The 18215-nt window shown below is 53.7% G+C and carries 18 protein-coding genes; 3 read left to right on the top strand and 15 right to left on the bottom strand.

Translation table 11 applies throughout. The annotated features are described in order from the left end of the window. Nucleotides 1-24 precede the first annotated feature (24 nt). On the top strand, nucleotides 25-3471 hold the full coding sequence (gene mfd, locus AAHF05_RS08725; protein ID WP_129325064.1) for a transcription-repair coupling factor: 3447 nt from the start codon (nucleotides 25-27) through the stop codon (nucleotides 3469-3471). A gap of 137 nt (nucleotides 3472-3608) precedes the next feature. Continuing rightward, on the top strand, nucleotides 3609-4574 hold the full coding sequence (locus AAHF05_RS08720; protein ID WP_129325063.1) for a L,D-transpeptidase family protein: 966 nt from the start codon (nucleotides 3609-3611) through the stop codon (nucleotides 4572-4574). Between the two features lie 77 nt (nucleotides 4575-4651). Here the strand turns inward: AAHF05_RS08720 and bhsA are convergent, their stop codons facing one another. Next, nucleotides 4652-4909 carry a multiple stress resistance protein BhsA gene (gene bhsA / locus AAHF05_RS08715; protein ID WP_008500777.1) on the bottom strand — a complete coding sequence of 86 codons (258 nt, stop codon included), beginning with the start codon at nucleotides 4907-4909 and terminating at the stop codon, nucleotides 4652-4654. 244 nt (nucleotides 4910-5153) lie between these two features. Here bhsA and AAHF05_RS08710 point away from each other — a divergent pair, with 244 nt between their 5' ends. After that, the gene (locus tag AAHF05_RS08710) at nucleotides 5154-5789 is read left to right on the top strand and encodes a TetR/AcrR family transcriptional regulator (RefSeq protein ID WP_049007878.1); all 636 of its coding nucleotides are present in this window, start codon (nucleotides 5154-5156) and stop codon (nucleotides 5787-5789) included. A 60-nt stretch (nucleotides 5790-5849) separates the two neighbouring features. Here the strand turns inward: AAHF05_RS08710 and AAHF05_RS08705 are convergent, their stop codons facing one another. The 14 genes from AAHF05_RS08705 to pabC all read right to left on the bottom strand — a co-directional run bounded on the left by AAHF05_RS08705 (nucleotide 5850) and on the right by pabC (nucleotide 18197). Then, on the bottom strand, nucleotides 5850-6389 hold the full coding sequence (locus AAHF05_RS08705) for a glycine zipper 2TM domain-containing protein (protein WP_008500779.1): 540 nt from the start codon (nucleotides 6387-6389) through the stop codon (nucleotides 5850-5852). A gap of 193 nt (nucleotides 6390-6582) precedes the next feature. Then, entirely contained in the window at nucleotides 6583-7887 is a 1305-nt protein-coding gene (locus tag AAHF05_RS08700) for an NAD(P)/FAD-dependent oxidoreductase (protein ID WP_028019034.1), read from the bottom strand. 238 nt (nucleotides 7888-8125) lie between these two features. Next, a complete protein-coding gene (gene ycfP / locus AAHF05_RS08695) occupies nucleotides 8126-8668 on the bottom strand; it encodes an alpha/beta hydrolase YcfP (protein ID WP_028019035.1) in 543 nt (180 codons plus the stop codon). A gap of 34 nt (nucleotides 8669-8702) precedes the next feature. Further along, nucleotides 8703-9728: a beta-N-acetylhexosaminidase gene (gene nagZ, locus AAHF05_RS08690; protein WP_129325062.1), complete on the bottom strand. Its 1026-nt coding sequence runs from the start codon at nucleotides 9726-9728 to the stop codon at nucleotides 8703-8705. An 11-nt stretch (nucleotides 9729-9739) separates the two neighbouring features. Then, the gene (gene thiK / locus AAHF05_RS08685) at nucleotides 9740-10564 is read right to left on the bottom strand and encodes a thiamine kinase (protein WP_129325061.1); all 825 of its coding nucleotides are present in this window, start codon (nucleotides 10562-10564) and stop codon (nucleotides 9740-9742) included. Next, nucleotides 10545-11192, bottom strand: a complete 648-nt coding sequence (gene lpoB, locus AAHF05_RS08680; RefSeq protein ID WP_028019038.1) for a penicillin-binding protein activator LpoB — start codon at nucleotides 11190-11192, stop codon at nucleotides 10545-10547. The genes thiK and lpoB overlap by 20 nt, the downstream gene beginning before the upstream one ends. A 10-nt stretch (nucleotides 11193-11202) precedes the next feature. Further along, a complete protein-coding gene (locus AAHF05_RS08675; protein ID WP_028019039.1) occupies nucleotides 11203-11577 on the bottom strand; it encodes a YcfL family protein in 375 nt (124 codons plus the stop codon). 1 nt (nucleotide 11578) lies between these two features. Continuing rightward, complete coding sequence (hinT, locus tag AAHF05_RS08670; RefSeq protein WP_028019040.1) at nucleotides 11579-11938, bottom strand: purine nucleoside phosphoramidase; 360 nt, start codon at nucleotides 11936-11938, stop codon at nucleotides 11579-11581. A 256-nt stretch (nucleotides 11939-12194) separates the two neighbouring features. Further along, nucleotides 12195-13628, bottom strand: a complete 1434-nt coding sequence (ptsG, locus tag AAHF05_RS08665) for a PTS glucose transporter subunit IIBC (protein WP_049007882.1) — start codon at nucleotides 13626-13628, stop codon at nucleotides 12195-12197. A gap of 297 nt (nucleotides 13629-13925) precedes the next feature. Then, entirely contained in the window at nucleotides 13926-14720 is a 795-nt protein-coding gene (locus AAHF05_RS08660) for a metal-dependent hydrolase (protein ID WP_129325060.1), read from the bottom strand. Nucleotides 14721-14730: 10 nt separating this feature from the next. Next, nucleotides 14731-15735 (bottom strand): DNA polymerase III subunit delta', encoded by a 1005-nt coding sequence (gene holB, locus AAHF05_RS08655; RefSeq protein WP_129325059.1) that lies wholly within the window; start codon nucleotides 15733-15735, stop codon nucleotides 14731-14733. After that, a complete protein-coding gene (gene tmk, locus AAHF05_RS08650; RefSeq protein ID WP_028019045.1) occupies nucleotides 15732-16373 on the bottom strand; it encodes a dTMP kinase in 642 nt (213 codons plus the stop codon). Before tmk ends, holB begins: the two co-directional genes overlap by 4 nt. Then, nucleotides 16363-17385, bottom strand: a complete 1023-nt coding sequence (gene yceG, locus AAHF05_RS08645) for a cell division protein YceG (RefSeq protein ID WP_129325058.1) — start codon at nucleotides 17383-17385, stop codon at nucleotides 16363-16365. Before yceG ends, tmk begins: the two co-directional genes overlap by 11 nt. Continuing rightward, on the bottom strand, nucleotides 17382-18197 hold the full coding sequence (pabC, locus tag AAHF05_RS08640) for an aminodeoxychorismate lyase (RefSeq protein ID WP_028019047.1): 816 nt from the start codon (nucleotides 18195-18197) through the stop codon (nucleotides 17382-17384). The genes yceG and pabC overlap by 4 nt, the downstream gene beginning before the upstream one ends. Between the last annotated feature and the right edge of the window lie 18 nt (nucleotides 18198-18215).

Here is an 18215-nt window from a genome sequence, read left to right as displayed (position 1 = left end):
TCCATAAGAGACTCTGACATAGCCATGCCTGAACACTATCGTTATTCCTTGCCTGTCAAAGCGGGTGACCAGCGCCAGCTGGGTGAACTCACGGGCGCGGCGTGCGCCACGCTGGTAGCGGAAATCGCTGAGCGTCATCCTGGCCCGGTAATTCTGGTTGCCCCGGACATGCAAAACGCCCTGCGTCTGCACGACGAGATTCGCCAGTTCACCGATAATCTGGTGTTCAGCCTGGCCGACTGGGAAACGCTGCCCTATGACAGTTTCTCTCCTCACCAGGAGATCATTTCCTCGCGCCTGTCGACGCTCTATCAACTCCCGACGATGCAGCGCGGCGTGCTGATCGTGCCGGTGAATACCCTGATGCAGCGCGTCTGTCCGCACAGCTATCTGCACGGTCACGCGCTGGTGATGAAAAAAGGCCAGCGCCTGTCCCGTGATGCCCTGCGCGCGCAGCTTGACGGTGCCGGATATCGCCATGTTGATCAGGTGATGGAACACGGAGAATACGCCACGCGCGGTGCGTTACTCGATCTCTATCCAATGGGGAGTGACCAACCGTATCGCCTGGACTTTTTCGATGATGAAATCGACAGCCTGCGCGTGTTTGACGCTGACACGCAGCGTACGCTGGAAGAAGTGGAATCTATCAATTTACTGCCCGCCCACGAGTTCCCGACGGATAAAACCGCCATCGAACTGTTCCGCAGCCAGTGGCGCGATAAATTCGACGTCAAACGCGATGCCGAACATATTTATCAGCAGGTCAGCAAAGGTACGCTGCCCGCAGGTATTGAGTACTGGCAACCGCTGTTCTTCAATGAACCCCTGCCTCCGCTGTTTAGCTACTTCCCGGCAAATACGCTGATTGTTAACACCGGAGATATCGACGCCAGCGCCAGCCGCTTTGAAAACGAAACCCGCGCCCGCTTTGAAAGCCGCGGCGTTGACCCGATGCGCCCGCTGTTGCCCCCGGAGGCGCTCTGGCTGCGAACCGATGAACTCAACGCCGAGCTGAAGCGTTGGCCGCGTATGCAGCTTAAAACCGATTCGCTTGCCGCTAAAGCCGCCAATACCAACCTCGCGTTTCAGAGGTTGCCAGATCTGGCCGTTCAGGCGCAGCAGAAATCACCGCTGGATAATCTGCGGAAGTTTCTGGAATCCTTTACCGGTCCGGTGGTGTTCTCAGTTGAAAGTGAAGGCCGTCGCGAAGCACTCGGGGAGCTGCTGGGGCGCATTAAAGTGGCGCCGAAGCGCATCCTGCGTCTGAGCGAAGCCACCGGAAACGGTCGTTATCTGATGATTGGTGCCGCCGAACATGGGTTTATTGATACGCTCAATAACCTGGCGCTGATTTGTGAAAGCGACCTGCTGGGTGAGCGCGTCGCACGTCGCCGTCAGGACAGCCGTCGTACCATCAACCCGGACACGCTGATCCGCAACCTGGCCGAGCTACACCCGGGCCAGCCGATTGTTCACCTGGAGCACGGCGTCGGGCGTTACCAGGGGATGACCACGCTAGAAGCAGGCGGTATCAAAGGTGAATACCTGATGCTGACCTACGCGAACGACGCCAAACTGTATGTTCCGGTCTCTTCCCTGCATTTGATCAGCCGCTACGCGGGTGGCGCAGAAGAGAATGCGCCATTGCATAAGCTGGGTGGCGATGCCTGGGCACGCGCGCGCCAGAAAGCAGCGGAAAAAGTGCGTGACGTGGCGGCTGAGCTGCTGGATATCTATGCACAACGCGCGGCCAAAGAGGGCTTCGCCTTTAAACATGATAAAGAACAGTATCAACTGTTCTGCGACAGCTTCCCGTTTGAAACCACGCCAGATCAGGCCCAGGCCATTAACGCCGTGCTGAGCGACATGTGTCAGCCACTGGCAATGGACCGCTTAGTCTGTGGCGACGTAGGCTTCGGCAAAACCGAAGTGGCGATGCGCGCCGCCTTCCTTGCGGTTGAAAACAACAAGCAGGTAGCGGTGCTGGTGCCAACCACCCTGCTCGCTCAGCAGCACTTCGACAACTTCCGCGACCGCTTCGCCAACTGGCCGGTACGCATCGAGATGCTCTCGCGTTTTCGCAGCACCAAAGAACAGACGCAGATCCTCGAACAGGCAAGCGAAGGTAAGATCGATATTCTGATCGGCACCCACAAGCTGCTGCAAAGCGACGTGAAGTGGAAAGACCTGGGGCTGCTGATCGTCGATGAAGAGCACCGCTTCGGGGTGCGTCATAAAGAGCGCATCAAAGCGATGCGTGCCGACGTCGATATCCTGACTCTGACCGCAACGCCAATCCCGCGAACCCTGAATATGGCGATGAGCGGCATGCGCGACCTGTCGATTATTGCCACCCCACCGGCGCGTCGTCTGGCGGTGAAAACCTTTGTCCGCGAGTACGATAATCTGGTGGTACGTGAAGCGATTCTGCGTGAAGTGCTGCGTGGGGGTCAGGTCTATTACCTCTACAACGATGTAGAAAATATCCAGAAAGCGGCGGACAGGCTGGCGGAGCTGGTACCGGAAGCGCGCATTGCTATCGGTCACGGGCAGATGCGTGAGCGCGAGCTGGAAAGGGTGATGAACGACTTCCACCACCAGCGCTTTAACGTCCTGGTGTGTACCACCATCATTGAAACCGGGATCGATATTCCGACGGCGAATACCATCATCATCGAACGAGCCGATCACTTTGGTCTGGCGCAACTCCACCAGCTGCGCGGCCGCGTCGGGCGTTCACACCATCAGGCCTACGCCTGGTTGTTAACGCCGCATCCGAAAGCGATGACCACCGATGCCCAAAAGCGTCTGGAAGCGATCGCCTCCCTGGAAGATCTTGGCGCAGGCTTTGCGCTGGCAACACACGACCTGGAGATCCGTGGTGCCGGCGAACTGCTGGGTGAGGACCAGAGCGGCTCCATGGAGACCATCGGCTTCTCCCTGTATATGGAATTGCTGGAAAACGCGGTCGATGCCCTGAAGGCCGGACGCGAGCCGTCGCTGGAAGATCTCACCAGCCAGCAGACCGAGGTTGAATTGCGTATGCCTTCCCTGCTGCCGGATGATTTCATTCCGGATGTAAATACCCGTCTGTCCTTCTATAAACGCATCGCCAGTGCGAAGAGTGAGAACGAACTGGAAGAGATTAAGGTTGAGCTGATCGACCGCTTCGGCCTGCTGCCAGACCCTGCGAGAAATCTGCTGGATATCGCACGCCTGCGTCAGCAGGCACAGAAGCTCGGTATTCGGAAGCTCGAAGGGAATGAAAAAGGTGGCGTGATTGAATTTGCCGAGAAGAACCACGTCAACCCGATGTGGCTGATCGGTCTGCTGCAAAAGCAGCCGCAACATTTCCGTCTTGATGGTCCAACGCGCCTGAAATTTACCCAGGAGCTAACGGAACGCAAAACCCGCATGGATTGGGTGCGTCACTTTATGCGTCAACTGGAAGAGAACGCGATCGCTTAACCCATTCTCCCCCTCTAGCGGGGGGAGAATTTACAAACACTTTGCACTTCACCCGATCTTCCCGACACACCCATTCGCCATAATTATCATTAACGCCTTATAAAACAATAACCTTAATATTTATATGGATTATGGTAATGATGACCTCTTCGCGTTTTACTCGCTGGATAACATTGTTTGCGCTGGCAGCCACCGTCGCGGTTGCGCTTCCTGCCCGTGCAAACACCTGGCCACTTCCACCACCGGGCAGCAAGGTCGTGGGGGAAAACCGCTTTCATGTGGTTGAAAACAATGGTGGCTCGCTGGAAGCGATTGCCAAAAAATATAACGTCGGTTTCCTGGCCCTGCTGCAGGCGAACCCCGGTGTAGACCCTTATGTACCGCGTGCGGGCAGCGTACTGACCATTCCGTTACAAACAATCCTGCCGGACGCCCCGCGCGAGGGGATCGTCATAAATCTGGCAGAATTACGTCTCTATTATTACCCACCGGGTAAGAATGAAGTCACCGTGTACCCTATCGGTATTGGTCAGTTGGGCGGCGACACCCTGACGCCAACGATGGTTACCACCGTATCAGATAAGCGCGCTAACCCAACCTGGACACCAACGGCTAACATCCGTGCCCGTTATAAAGCACAGGGCATCGACCTTCCGGTCGTTGTTCCTGCGGGGCCAGACAACCCAATGGGTCACCACGCGATTCGCCTGGCGGCTTACGGTGGTGTCTATCTGTTGCATGGAACGAATGCAGACTTTGGCATCGGCATGCGCGTCAGCTCCGGCTGTATTCGTCTGCGTGATGACGATATCAAGACGCTTTTCAACGTCATCACACCGGGAACCAAGGTGAATATTATCAATACGCCGATTAAAGTCTCGGAAGAGCCGGGTGGCGTGCGACTGGTAGAAATTCACCAGCCATTATCGAAAAACATCGGCGATGACCCGCAGACATTGCCCATTAACCTGAATGCCGCAATGGTAAGTTTTAAAACGAATACCAGCACCGATGGCGTAGTCATGGAGCGCGCAATGGAGACCCGGTCGGGAATGCCAACCGATGTCACCCGACATCACAACGTCGCTTCACAGGCGATGTAAACGCACAGATAAGAAAAACGCCCTGCTCATGCAGGGCGTTTTTTATTGCAGTGGCATAAATGAGGGTTCAGCCGGGCTTATTTGTAGATAACAGCAGTGCCGTGCAGCGTGTTAGGACCGGTAACAGAGGTGATGCGGTAAGATTTTGCACCCATCTCTTGTGCTTTTTGCGCCAGCTGATCTTCCAGGGAGCCCAGGTTAGTACCGGCAGACGCAGAGATAGTGCCAACTTTATGCTGATCTACAGGGGTGGATTGCACCTGTACAGCTGCAAAGCTTGCGAATGAAAGTGAACTCAAGACTGCGGCAGCGATGAGGGTTTTTACGTTTTTCATGATGTTTACCTTTAGCAGATGAATTTGGAGGTCGTTAATCATTTAGTTAACGATCGATAGGTAAATGATAAATGTGATCCAGGTCACGCGTCAACATAATTTTATAACGAGCATTAACTTATTTTTAAAGTCGTTATTTTTCATACGCATATGATTAATTTATTTTTAAGCATTCTGCACTGGTGGTGGGTTGCGTTTATTTTTATAATGGTCATTCACCAAACCAACAGAGGACCAACGGCAAATGACAACCGATGTCACGAGTTGTGCGAAGAAAAGCCGTGGCCGACCAAAAGTGTTTGACAGGGATGCAGCGCTTGATAAGGCCATGACTCTCTTCTGGCAACATGGGTATGAAGCTACTTCGCTTTCCGATCTGGTAGAAGCTACCGGAGCCAAAGCGCCGACGCTGTATGCCGAATTTACCAATAAAGAGGGGCTGTTCAGGGCAGTGCTGGACAGATACATTTCGCGCTTTGCAGCGAAGCACGAAGCCCAACTTTTTTGTGAAGAGAAAAGCGTTGAACAGGCGCTACGGGACTTTTTCACTAGCGTCGCCACTTGCTTCACCAGTAAAGATACGCCTGCGGGCTGCTTTATGATTAACACCTCTGCCACCCTTGCGGCGTCCTCTAAAGAGATCGCTAAAACGGTGAAGTCGCGTCATGCCATGCAGGAGGAGACGCTAAGTGCGTTTCTGGCACAGCGTCAGCAGCGTGGTGAAATTCCCGCGCATTGCAATCCTCAGATACTGGCGCAATACCTGAGCTGTATTTTGCAGGGGATGTCGATAAGCGCACGTGAAGGCGCAACGCTGGAAAAACTGCAGAGTATTACCGACACCACCCTACGACTGTGGCCTGAACTACTCAAAATCTGAAGCAAAAAAAAAGCTCCTCAGCCTGAGCGCATGAGGAGCTAAATTCAGAGAACATCTTTTTTACACTTTGTTATTCAGAACCAGCTGACCATTTCCATCCAGTGGAATTTGTGTGCCAGGATCTTTATCCATGCGGATTTTGCCCTGCTGATCGCCAATTTTGTACGTCACGTCATAACCCAGCATTTTTTCCGACTTGTCATAGACGGTTTTGCAGCGTTGCTGAGTCGTAGTGTAGGTATCATTATCCTGCATCGCACCCTGCACCTGGTTACCGGCATAGCCGCCGCCCAGCGCGCCGACCACGGTCGCCACATCTTTACCCCGACCACCACCAAACTGGTGACCAATCACGCCCCCCGCTACCGCACCCAGAACAGAACCGGCAATGCGGTTTTCATCCTGTACCGGACGACGGTGCGTCACGGAGACGTTGCGGCACTCCTGACGAGGGGTTTTCACGGTTTCTTTAATCGGTGTAGCAGAAACCACCTGTGCATACTGCGGGCCGCGATCTAAAACGTTGAGACTGGCAACGGCAGCCACACCTAACGCAGCCGCGACGCCAATCCCTATACCCGCCAACATTGATTTATTCACGGGACTTCCTCCTTTGTTGCTATTGGTAACAATTTTGCAATGGAGACAAAGCTTCGCCAATAAGATAAAGGATCAAAAAAGGGGCGTTGAGAGGAGATATATTGTATTTAGGAGAACTCTTAAGCACTCAATCTGCGATCTACAGCATGAAATGCTAAAAACTCCCTCCGGAGAGCCCGGAGGGAGTGAAAGATTAGTGCAGCTTCAGACGCGGACGGATCACGCGGTTGATTCTGCCCACCAGCATCATCAGCCCGGTTTTGAAGTAGCCGTGCAGCGCAATCTGGTGCATACGGTACAGGGAGATATACACGAAGCGGGCAATGCGCCCTTCTACCATCATTGAGCCACGCATCAGGTTGCCCATCAGGCTGCCGACGGTAGAGAAGTTTGACAGCGATACCAGAGAACCGTGGTCTTTATAGACATAGCCTTTCAATGGCTTGCCTTTGTACTGCGCCAGAATGTTGTGCAGCACCAGGCTTGCCATCTGGTGAGCAGCCTGGGCGCGCGGCGGCACGAATCCACCTTCAGGACGCGCGCAGGAAGCACAGTCACCGATAGCAAAGATTTCAGGATCACGTGTAGTTTGCAGCGTCGGCTCCGTCACCAGCTGGTTAATGCGGTTCGTTTCCAGGCCGCCGATATCTTTCATAAAGTCAGGTGCTTTGATACCCGCTGCCCAGACCATCAGATCCGCTTTGATGTATTCGCCGTCCTTGGTGTGCAAGCCACCTTCGTCCGCGCTGGTCACCATCGTCTGCGTCAGCACCCGCACGCCCAGTTTGGTGAGCTCATTGTGCGCCGCACCGGAAATACGTGGCGGCAGCGCAGGCAGAATGCGCTCACCGGCTTCAACCAGCGTGACGTTCAGCGCTTCGTTGGTTAATCCTTTGTAACCGTAGCTGTGCAGCTGTTTCACCGCATTGTGCAGTTCCGCAGACAGCTCTACGCCCGTCGCACCACCGCCGACAATGGCGATATTAACTTTACCGTTCGCACCCAAATTGCTGGTGTACTTCAGGAACAGGTTCAGCATTTCCTGATGGAAACGACGCGCCTGGTGCGGGTTATCGAGGAAAATACAGTGCTCTTTCACGCCTGGCGTGTTGAAGTCGTTGGAGGTACTACCCAGCGCCATGACCAGCGTGTCATACGCCAGTTTACGCTCAGGAACCAGCAGCTCCCCTTTTTCATCGCGCAGCTCTGCCAGGGTGATGGTTTTGCTTTCACGGTTGATATCCACCACCGAGCCCAGTTGGAACTGGAAATGATGGTTGCGCGCGTGCGCCAGATAGCTGAGCGCATCCACACCCTCATCCAGAGAACCGGTTGCCACTTCGTGCAGCAACGGTTTCCACAGGTGGCTATGGTTACGATCTACCAGCGTAATTTTGGCTTTTTTACCGCGACCCAGCTTCTTGCCCAGCTGTGTAGCCAGCTCCAGCCCGCCAGCACCACCGCCTACAATCACTATCTTTTTCAATGGCGTAGTCAACGTGACCCCCTCAAATTATTAACCAATTGTTAATTAAAAGTTATAAAAATAACCCTTAATTAACAACAGGTTACAGCACTGAAACCATTCAGGTGCATTGAGAATACCACGTCAGGCGCATTGGTCATACCAAAATTGATATGCATCAAGTTTTGATGGCTTAAAAGTAGACAATTCTGGTCAAAAAGAAAGCCCGATACGCTTTCGCGGCCGGGCTTTGGTGCCTGCGGATGAGAGGTTAACCCAGCGTTTTAAACGCTTTGATACGCTGCAGGTGCGGTGAGATGTTTTTGAATTTGTGCGTCTGTTCTTCGTCCCAGACAATTTCATAGTAATGATGCAGCAGTTCAGCAGCCCGATGGCTGTTGAGCGCCTCATCTTTACGTGAAAGGATCACCAGACAGCGGTCGCGGTTTTTCTCACGAAAATTGCTGACGCACTTGGTCGCAATATCGACGTACTCTTCCGGACGGTCAATTTTGCCTTCCATATTCTCGTTCGGGAAAAGGTTAGGATTGAACACCACCTGGCGGATGTCGCACAGGAAGCCAATGCGTTCCGCCCAGTAGCCGCCCAGTCCTACACCGCAAATCAACGGACGGTCATCGACGTTGAGCTGCAACATCTTGTCCACTTCTTTGAGAAGATGTTGCATATCATGCTTCGGATGGCGCGTGCTGTAACTGATCAGCCGAACATCCGGATCAATAAACTGCAGTTGCAACACCTTCTCATGATTACCAGGGCTGTTTGAGTCAAAACCGTGTAAATAGATGATCATTGTCTTCTCACCACGCTACGCCTTCCGGGAGGGTTTACAGGCTGGCTTTATGTGCCTGCCAGCGCTCATTCAGGTCTTCAAGCCGGGCGTTGACCGCCTTCCAGCGGGCCGAATCCATCAACTCCTGACGGCTAAATGAACCTTTATGATACAATTGTGTAACACGCTGTGCATTGATCGGCGACAGGTTATCCAGCACGCTAACGGCACCTTTACGATTATTGCAGACCAGGATCATATCGCAACCTGCATCCAGCGACGCCTGACCGCGTTCCGCATAGCTGCCCATAATCGCGGCCCCTTCCATCGACAAGTCGTCTGAGAAAATCACGCCATTGAACCCCAACTCCTGACGCAGAACGGTTTTCAGCCAGTGCGGAGAGCCGCTGGCAGGACGCGGGTCGACGTCGCTGTAAATCACGTGCGCTGGCATAATGGCGTCCAGCTTGTTATCGGTGATAAGCGAGCGGAACACCGACATATCTTTGACTCGAATTTCCGCTTCCGGGCGCGGATCGCGCGGAGTTTCTTTGTGCGAGTCCGCGGTCACTGCACCGTGGCCCGGGAAGTGTTTCCCGGTGGTTTTCATTCCCGCATCGTGCATGCCGTCGATAAACTGGGTCGCCATCGCCAGCGCAATACGCGGATCTTCATGATATGAGCGTTCACCAATGGCAGCGCTGATATGTCCCACGTCCAGAACCGGGGCAAAACTAATGTCGATATCCATGGCAATCATTTCACTGGCCATCAGCCAGCCAGCTTCCTGCGCCAGTATTCCCCCCTCATCTGTACCCAGCAGCGCAGCAAAAGACTGGGCTGCTGGCAGACGGGTAAAACCTTCGCGAAAACGCTGCACGCGTCCACCTTCCTGATCGACGGCCACCACCAGATGATTGCGCGATGCGTCGCGGATCTGACGCACCAGTTCACGCAGCTGTGCCGGATCGTGATAGTTGCGGGTAAACAGGATCAGACCACCCACCTGCGGATGCGCCAGAATCTCACGCTCTTCCGCATCCAGTTCAAACCCTTCTACATCCAACATGACTGGACCCACACCAACCTCTCTTATCCTTTAGTTTGTAACTGACGCCAGGCATCGTCTGCCAGCGCAATAAATTGTTTGTCTCTGGACTGCTGCAAACGCATTTCAAACCAGCCAGCCATCAGCATCACGACCCATGGTCGCCACCGCCTGACCTGACGCGCAAGCGCTTCAACATCAAAATGTGCCATCCTGGCGTAGTCTCGGACGAGGTTTTGCCGCGCGGCTTCACTCTCTGTCCAGACTGCCGCCAGCTCAAGCGCCACATCGCCGTCTCCGGCATATTCCCAGTCGATAAGCCTGACTCCTGCTGACGTATGAACAATGTTCCCGATATGAACATCCATATGCAACGGGGAGAGCCGCATCGGCTGTGGCTCACCCGCTTTACGCAGCCGTTTAAGATGAGCAAGCCACATTGGGGTACGTCTGTCTGGCAGGGCTTGCTGCCAGTAGTGCTCAAGCAATGGAAGCAGTGCGATTCGCCACCCCAGACGCGGCTGCTGGTGCAAATGATACAACATAGACGCAAGCACAGGGGTGTCCGGGAGCTCGCTTTTGACCTCACCCGCCAGATACGCAACAGCCATCCAGCCCTGCCGGAAAAAACAGGGTTCAGGCACAAGATCCGACGGAAGACGTTTCAGGGCGCGAAACTGACGACGAAAATGGGAAGCAGGTGCGAAAGGATCATGGTTCTGCCGCAATACCAACCGTTGTTCGTCTCGCTCTATAATGCAACTCGCGCCGCCAAGCCCGGAATGGGCCTGCGGCGCGATAAGGCGATACTGGGGAAAATAACGCGTCAGGATCTCTTCACGCGTAAATTCACTGCTGCGTAACGGCACCTTTACCTGACCAGATAATTTCGCCTGTCTGAACCAGCATCAATTGCATCTGCAGAGCTGGCGTATTCACATTCCCGGTGGCGTTAGAGTACAACACGTACTGTGCACCTACGTTACGGGCAATACCGATCGCCTTGCTACGGGTACCGAGACTATCCTGTGGTGACAGGCCCAGTTGCTGTTTAGCCACCGCGAGCTGCTGAGCCGAGACCAGCGTAAACTTACCGTTGTTTGCCAGAGCATTGCGCAGCGTCTCTGTCGCTTCACCCGCGTTCAGTGAACCATTGGTACGGTTGTTCACGCTATCCACCAGCAACACGCTGCCTGCCGTCACGCCTTGAGCCTGCAGCATTTTTCCCACCATCGGCTGCATCGCACCGTTCCAGTCATAATGACGCACGCGTGGCGCTGGTTGTGACGTCTGATCCGGATGTTCAATCGGGCCCGGCTGCGACGGGATTGACGGTACAGACGGCACGGTTGGCTCCGGCTGCGTGGGTTGTGTCGGCTGCTCAGTCCCGGGTTTAGCTTCTTCCACAGGCGCAGGCTGCTCAGTACGGGTCACACACCCTGCGAGGAATAAAGCAAAAGCTGTCACGAGCGCATAACGGCTCATATTTTTAATCAAGGTTCACCCCTTACAGATAAAGATAAAGTCTCACCTTATGTGCACCCAGATAGTTGGCGCTGCCATAGAGCGTTACCGACGACCTTGCCGGAATCGTGACGCTGCGCGGCGCCTCCAGCGGGTGCATTTCAAGACCTCTTACGTCATACCAGAAAAAACGGTAATGAACCGTCACGGGCTCATGTCTTTCATTAAAGAGCGTAGAGGAAGCAGAAGAGTTGATTTCACTGATGGTCAACGCAGGTTGTTGCGCCGTGATGCCCGCAGCAAGCACAGAAGATTCCATCACCAGCGTCTGTTCATCACTCACGGGGATCGCCGGACGCGAGCTGCACCCCGCAATCATCACCATCAGTATCAGCGCTGCAATACGCCCTTTAAGCATGTCAAAGACCTTTATGTGCCAGCATCGGTCCCAGAGGACGTCCACCCAGCAGATGCATGTGAATATGATAAACTTCCTGGCCGCCATGACGATTACAGTTCATGATCAGGCGGTAGCCGTCTTCAGCAATCCCTTCCTGTTCAGCAATTTTCGCGGCCACCGTCAGCATACGACCTAACGCCAGTTCGTGCTCGGCTTTTACGTCGTTTACGGTTGGAATCAGAATATTAGGAATGATGAGGATGTGAGTCGGTGCCTGAGGGGAAATGTCCCGGAAAGCCGTCACCAGTTCATCCTGATAGACGATATCCGAAGGAATTTCGCGACGGATAATTTTACTGAAAATCGTTTCTTCAGCCATGACCTTTTCCTTTTGTGTTTAGTCTGACGTGGTGCATCCGCTGTTAACACACTCTCTCAACGATCGTGTGACATAACGCAAGAGTATGAGCGAGTTTCTCCTGTCCTTTCAACCTTCTCCCCCGATTTCTTTCCCGAATGTTCATCTGCTGTATGAAGAGTGACCGCTTGCATGCCTTAGAGACGTTTTTTAAGACATATTCCGCACCAATAAAAAAGGCAGCCATTCGGCTGCCTTAGTCTCCCCTGGTCACAACTTAGTGGCCGCGGATGTACTCATCCATTTCGGTTTTCAGGTTATCGGATTTAGTACCGAAGATTGCCTGAACACCAGAACCAGCCACAACAACACCTGCTGCACCCAGTTTTTTCAGGCCAGGCTGGTCTACTTTCGCGACGTCGGCAACGCTCACACGCAGACGGGTGATGCACGCGTCCAGGTTAGTGATGTTCTCTTTACCGCCGAACGCGGCAACCAGTGCCGGAGCCATTTCGCTGGTTGTACCTGCTTTGCTGTCTTCTGTTGCATCTTCACGACCTGGAGTTTTCAGGTCCAGTGCTTTGATCAGCACACGGAAGATGGTGTAGTAAACAACGGCATAGCACGCACCAACGATTGGGAACAGCCACAGTTTGCTGCTGTTACCGGACAGAACGATGAAGTCGATCAGGCCGTGAGAGAAGGACGTACCGTCACGCATACCCAGCAGGATACAGATTGGGAACGCCAGACCCGCCAGAATCGCGTGGATAACGTACAGGATCGGCGCAACGAACATGAAGGAGAACTCGATCGGCTCGGTGATACCGGTCAGGAACGAGGTCAACGCTGCGGAGATCATGATACCGCCCACTTTTGCACGGTTCTCTGGCTTAGCAGAGTGCCAGATAGCAATCGCGGCAGCCGGCAGACCGTACATTTTGAACAGGAAGCCACCTGACAGTTTACCTGCAGTTGGGTCACCCGCCATGTAGCGTGGGATATCACCGTGGAATACCTGGCCTGCCGCGTTGGTGTATTCACCAATCTGCATCTGGAAAGGTACGTTCCAGATGTGGTGCAGACCGAATGGTACCAGGCAGCGCTCAACGAAGCCGTAGATACCGAACGCAACAACGGGGTTCTGGTAGGCTGCCCACTGAGAGAATGCCTGAATCGCGGAACCAATTGGTGGCCAGATGAAGGACAAGATCACGCCAGTGAAAATCGCTGCCAGACCAGAGATGATCGGAACGAAACGCTTGCCCGCGAAGAAGCCCAGATACTCAGGCAGCTTGATGCGATAGAAGCGGTTAAACATATAGGCCGCAATCGCACCGGAGATGATACCGCCCAGAACACCGGTATCAGCCAGGTGTTTCGCAGCGATCTCTTCTGCAGGTAAGTGCAGTACCAGTGGTGCAACCACAGCCATGGTTTTCACCATGATGCCGTAGGCCACAACTGCTGCCAGCGCAGAAACGCCGTCGTTATTAGTGAAGCCCAGAGCCACACCGATCGCGAAGATCAGAGGCATGTTAGCAAAGACAGAACCGCCTGCTTCGGCCATCACGTGGGATACTACGGCTGGCAGCCAGCTGAAGTTTGCAGAACCGACACCCAGCAGGATACCTGCGATAGGCAGTACGGATACTGGCAGCATCAGCGATTTACCGACCTTTTGCAGGTTAGCAAATGCATTCTTAAACATAATTGAGAGTGCTCCTGAGTATTTGTGCTTTTTTTACGCTTTCACGCATTGGCCCGGGGGGAGTACCGTGCCGTGGACAGGACATCTAAGCGCCCTTTATTTATTACACAGAGTAAAATAATTCCCTCTGGGTTTGTTTGACGGCTATCACGTTTCAGCTTAAGGCGGTCGAAAAACTTTCAGTTATTTACAAAAAGCATGTCCGGATGTGTCTAAAAACACCCTCACCGCCCCAAATGAGGCGGTGAACTTTACTCGTTTTATTTATTAATTACGAGCCTAAAAAAAACAGGTGTATCAAACAGATTGCAGGCGGGCGGGGTCGATATGGAACAGCGTAGAGAAGTTTTCGGTCGTGACGCGGGCCAGCTCTTCAATACTGACACCTTTAAGCACGGCCATGTACTCAGCTACATCTCTCGTCATGGCTGGCTGGTTCTCTTTACCGCGATGCGGTACCGGTGCCAGATAAGGAGAGTCTGTTTCCACCAGAATGCGATCGAGCGGAACATAACGCGCAGCATCACGGAGCTGCTCTGCATTACGGAACGTCACGATCCCAGAAAACGAAATATAAAACCCCAAATCAAGCAGTTTGCCCGCCGTTTCTCTGTCTTCTGTGAAACAGTGTAGTACGCCACCACAATCCGTCACGTTTTCTTCCCGGAGGATCGCCAGCGTATCGGCACGCGCATCGCGGGTATGAACAATGACCGGCTTGTTAAGCTCGCGGCCAATGCGGATATGATGGCGGAAGGACTCCTGCTGGCGAGATTTAGTTTCAGGTGTGTAGAAATAGTCCAGTCCCGTCTCGCCCATCGCGACAACACCCTCTTCCGCTGCCAGACGACGTAAGTCCTCAACGTCATACTCTTCATCCTGATTCAGCGGATGTACGCCACAGGAAAATACGACGTTATCGCGAACGCCGACCAGCTCACGCATGGAGAGGTAGCCCGGCAGCGTGGTTGCTACCGCAAGACAGAATTTCACATCGCGGGCAGCGGCTTTCGCCAGCACGTCATCGACGTTTTTATGCAGAGATTGATAATCCAGGCCATCAAGATGGCAGTGTGAGTCGACTAAAAACATAATGTCTCTCTCAGAGATGGGAAACAGGCGGTGTGATGCCTGGTTGCAGGTAATGTTCAATACGCAGTAACTGGTCGGTCAGTAACAGCTCGCGATTAAGACCAGTGACTGTCAAAAGCTGTTCACGGCTCTGGCAAACCTCATGAAGGATAGCGTGCAGAACCGTACCTGAGAGGCGGTTTGCCAGTGTGTTCACCAGCGGCCACACATCCAGGTTGGTCAGCAGCGTTGCACCTTGCTGGATCTTAAGTGCATCCAGAAGTAAGGAGGCCAGCCAGTGCAGACGTTCAACGGCCTGATCGCTATTCAGTGCAGGCAGTAAACTTAGCCAGTCATGGGTATTGAGTGAAGAGTCGACTGCCTTACAGAGCGTCTCTCGCTGCGACCAGACATCAGGTTGCAGCAGTGCCAGAGCTGCAGCAGGCGCACCGCTGCTCAGACGCAATGCGGTCAGCGCACCATTTTGTGACGTTGTCACCTCTCGCTCCAGCCAGCTTAACGCCCACGATTCCTGAGGCACTGCAAGGTGATGAAGCCGGCAACGACTGCGCAGCGTCGCCAGTAATCGTCCCGGGTCACGGCAAGAGAGGAAGAACCACGTTTTTTCCGGCGGCTCTTCCAGGGTTTTCAAGAGTGCGTTCGCTGCCGCCTCAGTAAGCAGTGTGGCGTCTTTAAGCCAGACCACTTTTGCGCCGCCCAGTCGCGCGTGTTCGTACAATTTTTCACTGACTTCACGCACGGCATCAATACCCAGCGTGTTTTTGCCCTTCTCAGGCTCAAGCGTGTAGTAGTCGGGATGCGTGCCCGCCTGCATCAGCTGACAGCCACGGCATTTACCACAGCTCTTGTGCCCTTCCGGTTGCTGGCACATCAGAAAACGGGTGATGGCATAAATCAACGCATCATCCCCCATCCCTGGCAACGCCTGAATCAGTAACGCATGATGCCCCCGACCCGCCTGATAGCTGCCGATCAGCTGTTCAAAGTGTGGGCGCAACCATGGATACCATTTCATGCCTGCTGCTCCCGAAGCCACTGCGTCACGGTTTGCTGAATAGAGCGGGTAACCTCTTCCAGAGATTGGGTCGCATCAATAGTGCGAATAGAACTATCCTGCGCTGCCAGCTCCAGATAACGCGCACGAGTGCGGTTAAAGAAGTCGAGAGATTCCTGCTCAATACGGTCCAGTTCACCGCGCGCTCGGGCACGTTTCAGACCCACTTCCGGGGTCACATCCAGATAGAGCGTCAAATCGGGACGAAAATCACCGAGCACGGCATTACGCAGCGTTGCCAGCATCGTCTGGTCAATACCACGCCCACCCCCCTGATACGCCTGAGTAGACAGATCGTGACGGTCGCCGATTACCCACTTGCCAGCGGCCAGCGCGGGTTTGATTACCGTCTCAACCAACTGTACGCGCGCAGCGTAAAACATCAAAACTTCAGCTTTGTCCGTGATAACTTCATCGCCAACGGATTTAATATCCAGCACCAGGCTACGCAACTTCTCAGCCAGCTGCGTGCCGCCCGGCTCGCGGGTAAAGACCATGTCCGCAACGCCGAGCGCGTTGAGTGTATCAACCACCACGTTGCGAGCGGTGGTTTTACCCGCCCCTTCGAGTCCCTCAATGACAATGTATTTACTGCGCATTTTTTTCCTTAAGTGCCTTCAGATAGTCCTGAACAGAGCGATTATGGCTGGCAAGGTTGGTGTTAAAGGTATGCCCCCCTTTTCCATCAGCCACAAAATAGAGATACGGTGTTTTAGCCGGATGTGCGGCCGCACGCAGAGAAGCTTCACTTGGTGTGGCAATCGGGCCTGGCGGTAACCCGCTAATCACGTAGGTATTATACGCCGTTGGCGTCTCAAGATCTTTTCTCGAGATCTTACCCGCATAACTCTCTCCCATGCCGTAGATGACAGTAGGATCGGTTTGCAGACGCATACCGATGCGCAGACGGTTGATAAACACCGATGCAACCCGATCGCGCTCGGCCGCGACGGCCGTCTCTTTCTCTATGATTGAGGCCATCGTGACAAACTGGTTTTGATCTTTATATGGCAGCCCTTCCATTCGCCCTTCCCAGGCGGAATCCACAGCGGTGACCATTTTTTTATGTGCCCGCTTCAAAATCGCCACATCGGTGGTGCCTGCCGTGTACATCCAGGTATCAGGCCAAAACCAGCCTTCAACCCATTCCGGGTGTTCAAACTTCAGCGCGTCAGCCACCGTCTGATAGCTATCGTCTTTTAACGTATGTTTGATATACGGCGCGTCACGCAGCTGTTTGAGATAATCGCTCAGGCGCATCCCTTCCACAAAACGCAGCGGGAATTGAGCCTCTTTACCGCTTTCCAGCAGTTGCAGCATGTCTCTGACGGTCATGCCAGGTGTAAAACGATAGGTACCGGCTTTGAAATGCGACAGCTCAGGTTCGATACGCAATAGCCACTGGAAGACACGCGGACGGTTAATGATTTTATCGCTGTAAAGCTGTTCACCCAGCGCCAGACGTCCGGTTCCTGCTTTAAGGGTAAATATTGTCTCTTCTTTGATCAGAAGCTTGCTGTCCGCCAGCTGACGAACCTTCCACACTCCGACTCCGCCAGCAATAGCCAGCACAACAGCCAGGAGCAGGATAAAGCGCAACATTTTCTTCATGACGTTCTGGTTTGCTCACATAACGGGGCTAAAAAATGATACAGCTCGCGCGATGACCAGCGATGTTGGCCGCAGGCGCGAACAGGTACAACTGGCATTAACGCATTACAGACAACGACCTCTTCTGCTGTTATCAGCGCATTCTCAGCTGCGTTAACTTCGACAACGCGAAAACCAGAGTGTGCCAGTTGCTGTAGACAAAACTGGCGCATAATGCCATTTACGCCAGCCTGATCAAGCTTCGGCGTAAAGACATCGCTGCCCTGCCGCCAGAATAAATTAGCCGCACAGCATTCAGTAATGAACCCTTCGCTGTCAAGGACCAGGGCCTCGTCTGCGTCTGACTGGTCAAGATGAGCGCGGATCAAGACCTGCTCAAGACGGTTAAGGTGTTTTATTCCGGCAAGCGCAGGGTTTCGTCCAAGACGTACCGGGCTTAATTCAAGCGTGATACCGTCATGACGCCAACGTTCATAATGTGAAGGATATGCAGAAACGGAGAGGATCCGCACAGGATGCTGGCAGCTCGCGCCACTGTAACCCCGGCCACCACTACCACGGCTGATGATCACTTTCAGCACGCCGCTGGAATGCCCTTTTGCCCGTTGAGCCATCTCGCCGGCAAGTGTGTCCCAGTCCGTGAAAGGGATCAGCAGTTTTTCACAGGCACCCCGCAATCGTCGGATATGCTCTGCAAGTAAACAGACATCGCCATGATGAATACGCGCCGTGGTGAAGCAGCCGTCACCAAACTGAGTCGCCCTGTCGCTTGCAGGCAGCGTGTCCTGCTCAAGGCCATTGATTAGAAACATACTGGCTCCTTATGCGTG

The organism is Enterobacter adelaidei (genome assembly GCF_041937165.1).
GTDB lineage: Bacteria > Pseudomonadota > Gammaproteobacteria > Enterobacterales > Enterobacteriaceae > Enterobacter > Enterobacter adelaidei.
Note: the sequence above shows the minus strand (reverse complement) of the source record. Positions and strands in the feature narration are given on the sequence as shown.

Coding starts and splice junctions, on each gene's coding strand:
- mfd (WP_129325064.1), top strand. CDS start 25: ATGCCTGAACACTATCGTTATTCCTTGCCTGTCAAAGCGGGTGACCAG.
- AAHF05_RS08720 (WP_129325063.1), top strand. CDS start 3,609: ATGATGACCTCTTCGCGTTTTACTCGCTGGATAACATTGTTTGCGCTG.
- bhsA (WP_008500777.1), bottom strand. CDS start 4,909: ATGAAAAACGTAAAAACCCTCATCGCTGCCGCAGTCTTGAGTTCACTT.
- AAHF05_RS08710 (WP_049007878.1), top strand. CDS start 5,154: ATGACAACCGATGTCACGAGTTGTGCGAAGAAAAGCCGTGGCCGACCA.
- ycfP (WP_028019035.1), bottom strand. CDS start 8,668: ATGATCATCTATTTACACGGTTTTGACTCAAACAGCCCTGGTAATCAT.
- AAHF05_RS08675 (WP_028019039.1), bottom strand. CDS start 11,577: ATGCTTAAAGGGCGTATTGCAGCGCTGATACTGATGGTGATGATTGCG.
- hinT (WP_028019040.1), bottom strand. CDS start 11,938: ATGGCTGAAGAAACGATTTTCAGTAAAATTATCCGTCGCGAAATTCCT.
- ptsG (WP_049007882.1), bottom strand. CDS start 13,628: ATGTTTAAGAATGCATTTGCTAACCTGCAAAAGGTCGGTAAATCGCTG.
- AAHF05_RS08660 (WP_129325060.1), bottom strand. CDS start 14,720: ATGTTTTTAGTCGACTCACACTGCCATCTTGATGGCCTGGATTATCAA.
- holB (WP_129325059.1), bottom strand. CDS start 15,735: ATGAAATGGTATCCATGGTTGCGCCCACACTTTGAACAGCTGATCGGC.
- tmk (WP_028019045.1), bottom strand. CDS start 16,373: ATGCGCAGTAAATACATTGTCATTGAGGGACTCGAAGGGGCGGGTAAA.
- yceG (WP_129325058.1), bottom strand. CDS start 17,385: ATGAAGAAAATGTTGCGCTTTATCCTGCTCCTGGCTGTTGTGCTGGCT.
- pabC (WP_028019047.1), bottom strand. CDS start 18,197: ATGTTTCTAATCAATGGCCTTGAGCAGGACACGCTGCCTGCAAGCGAC.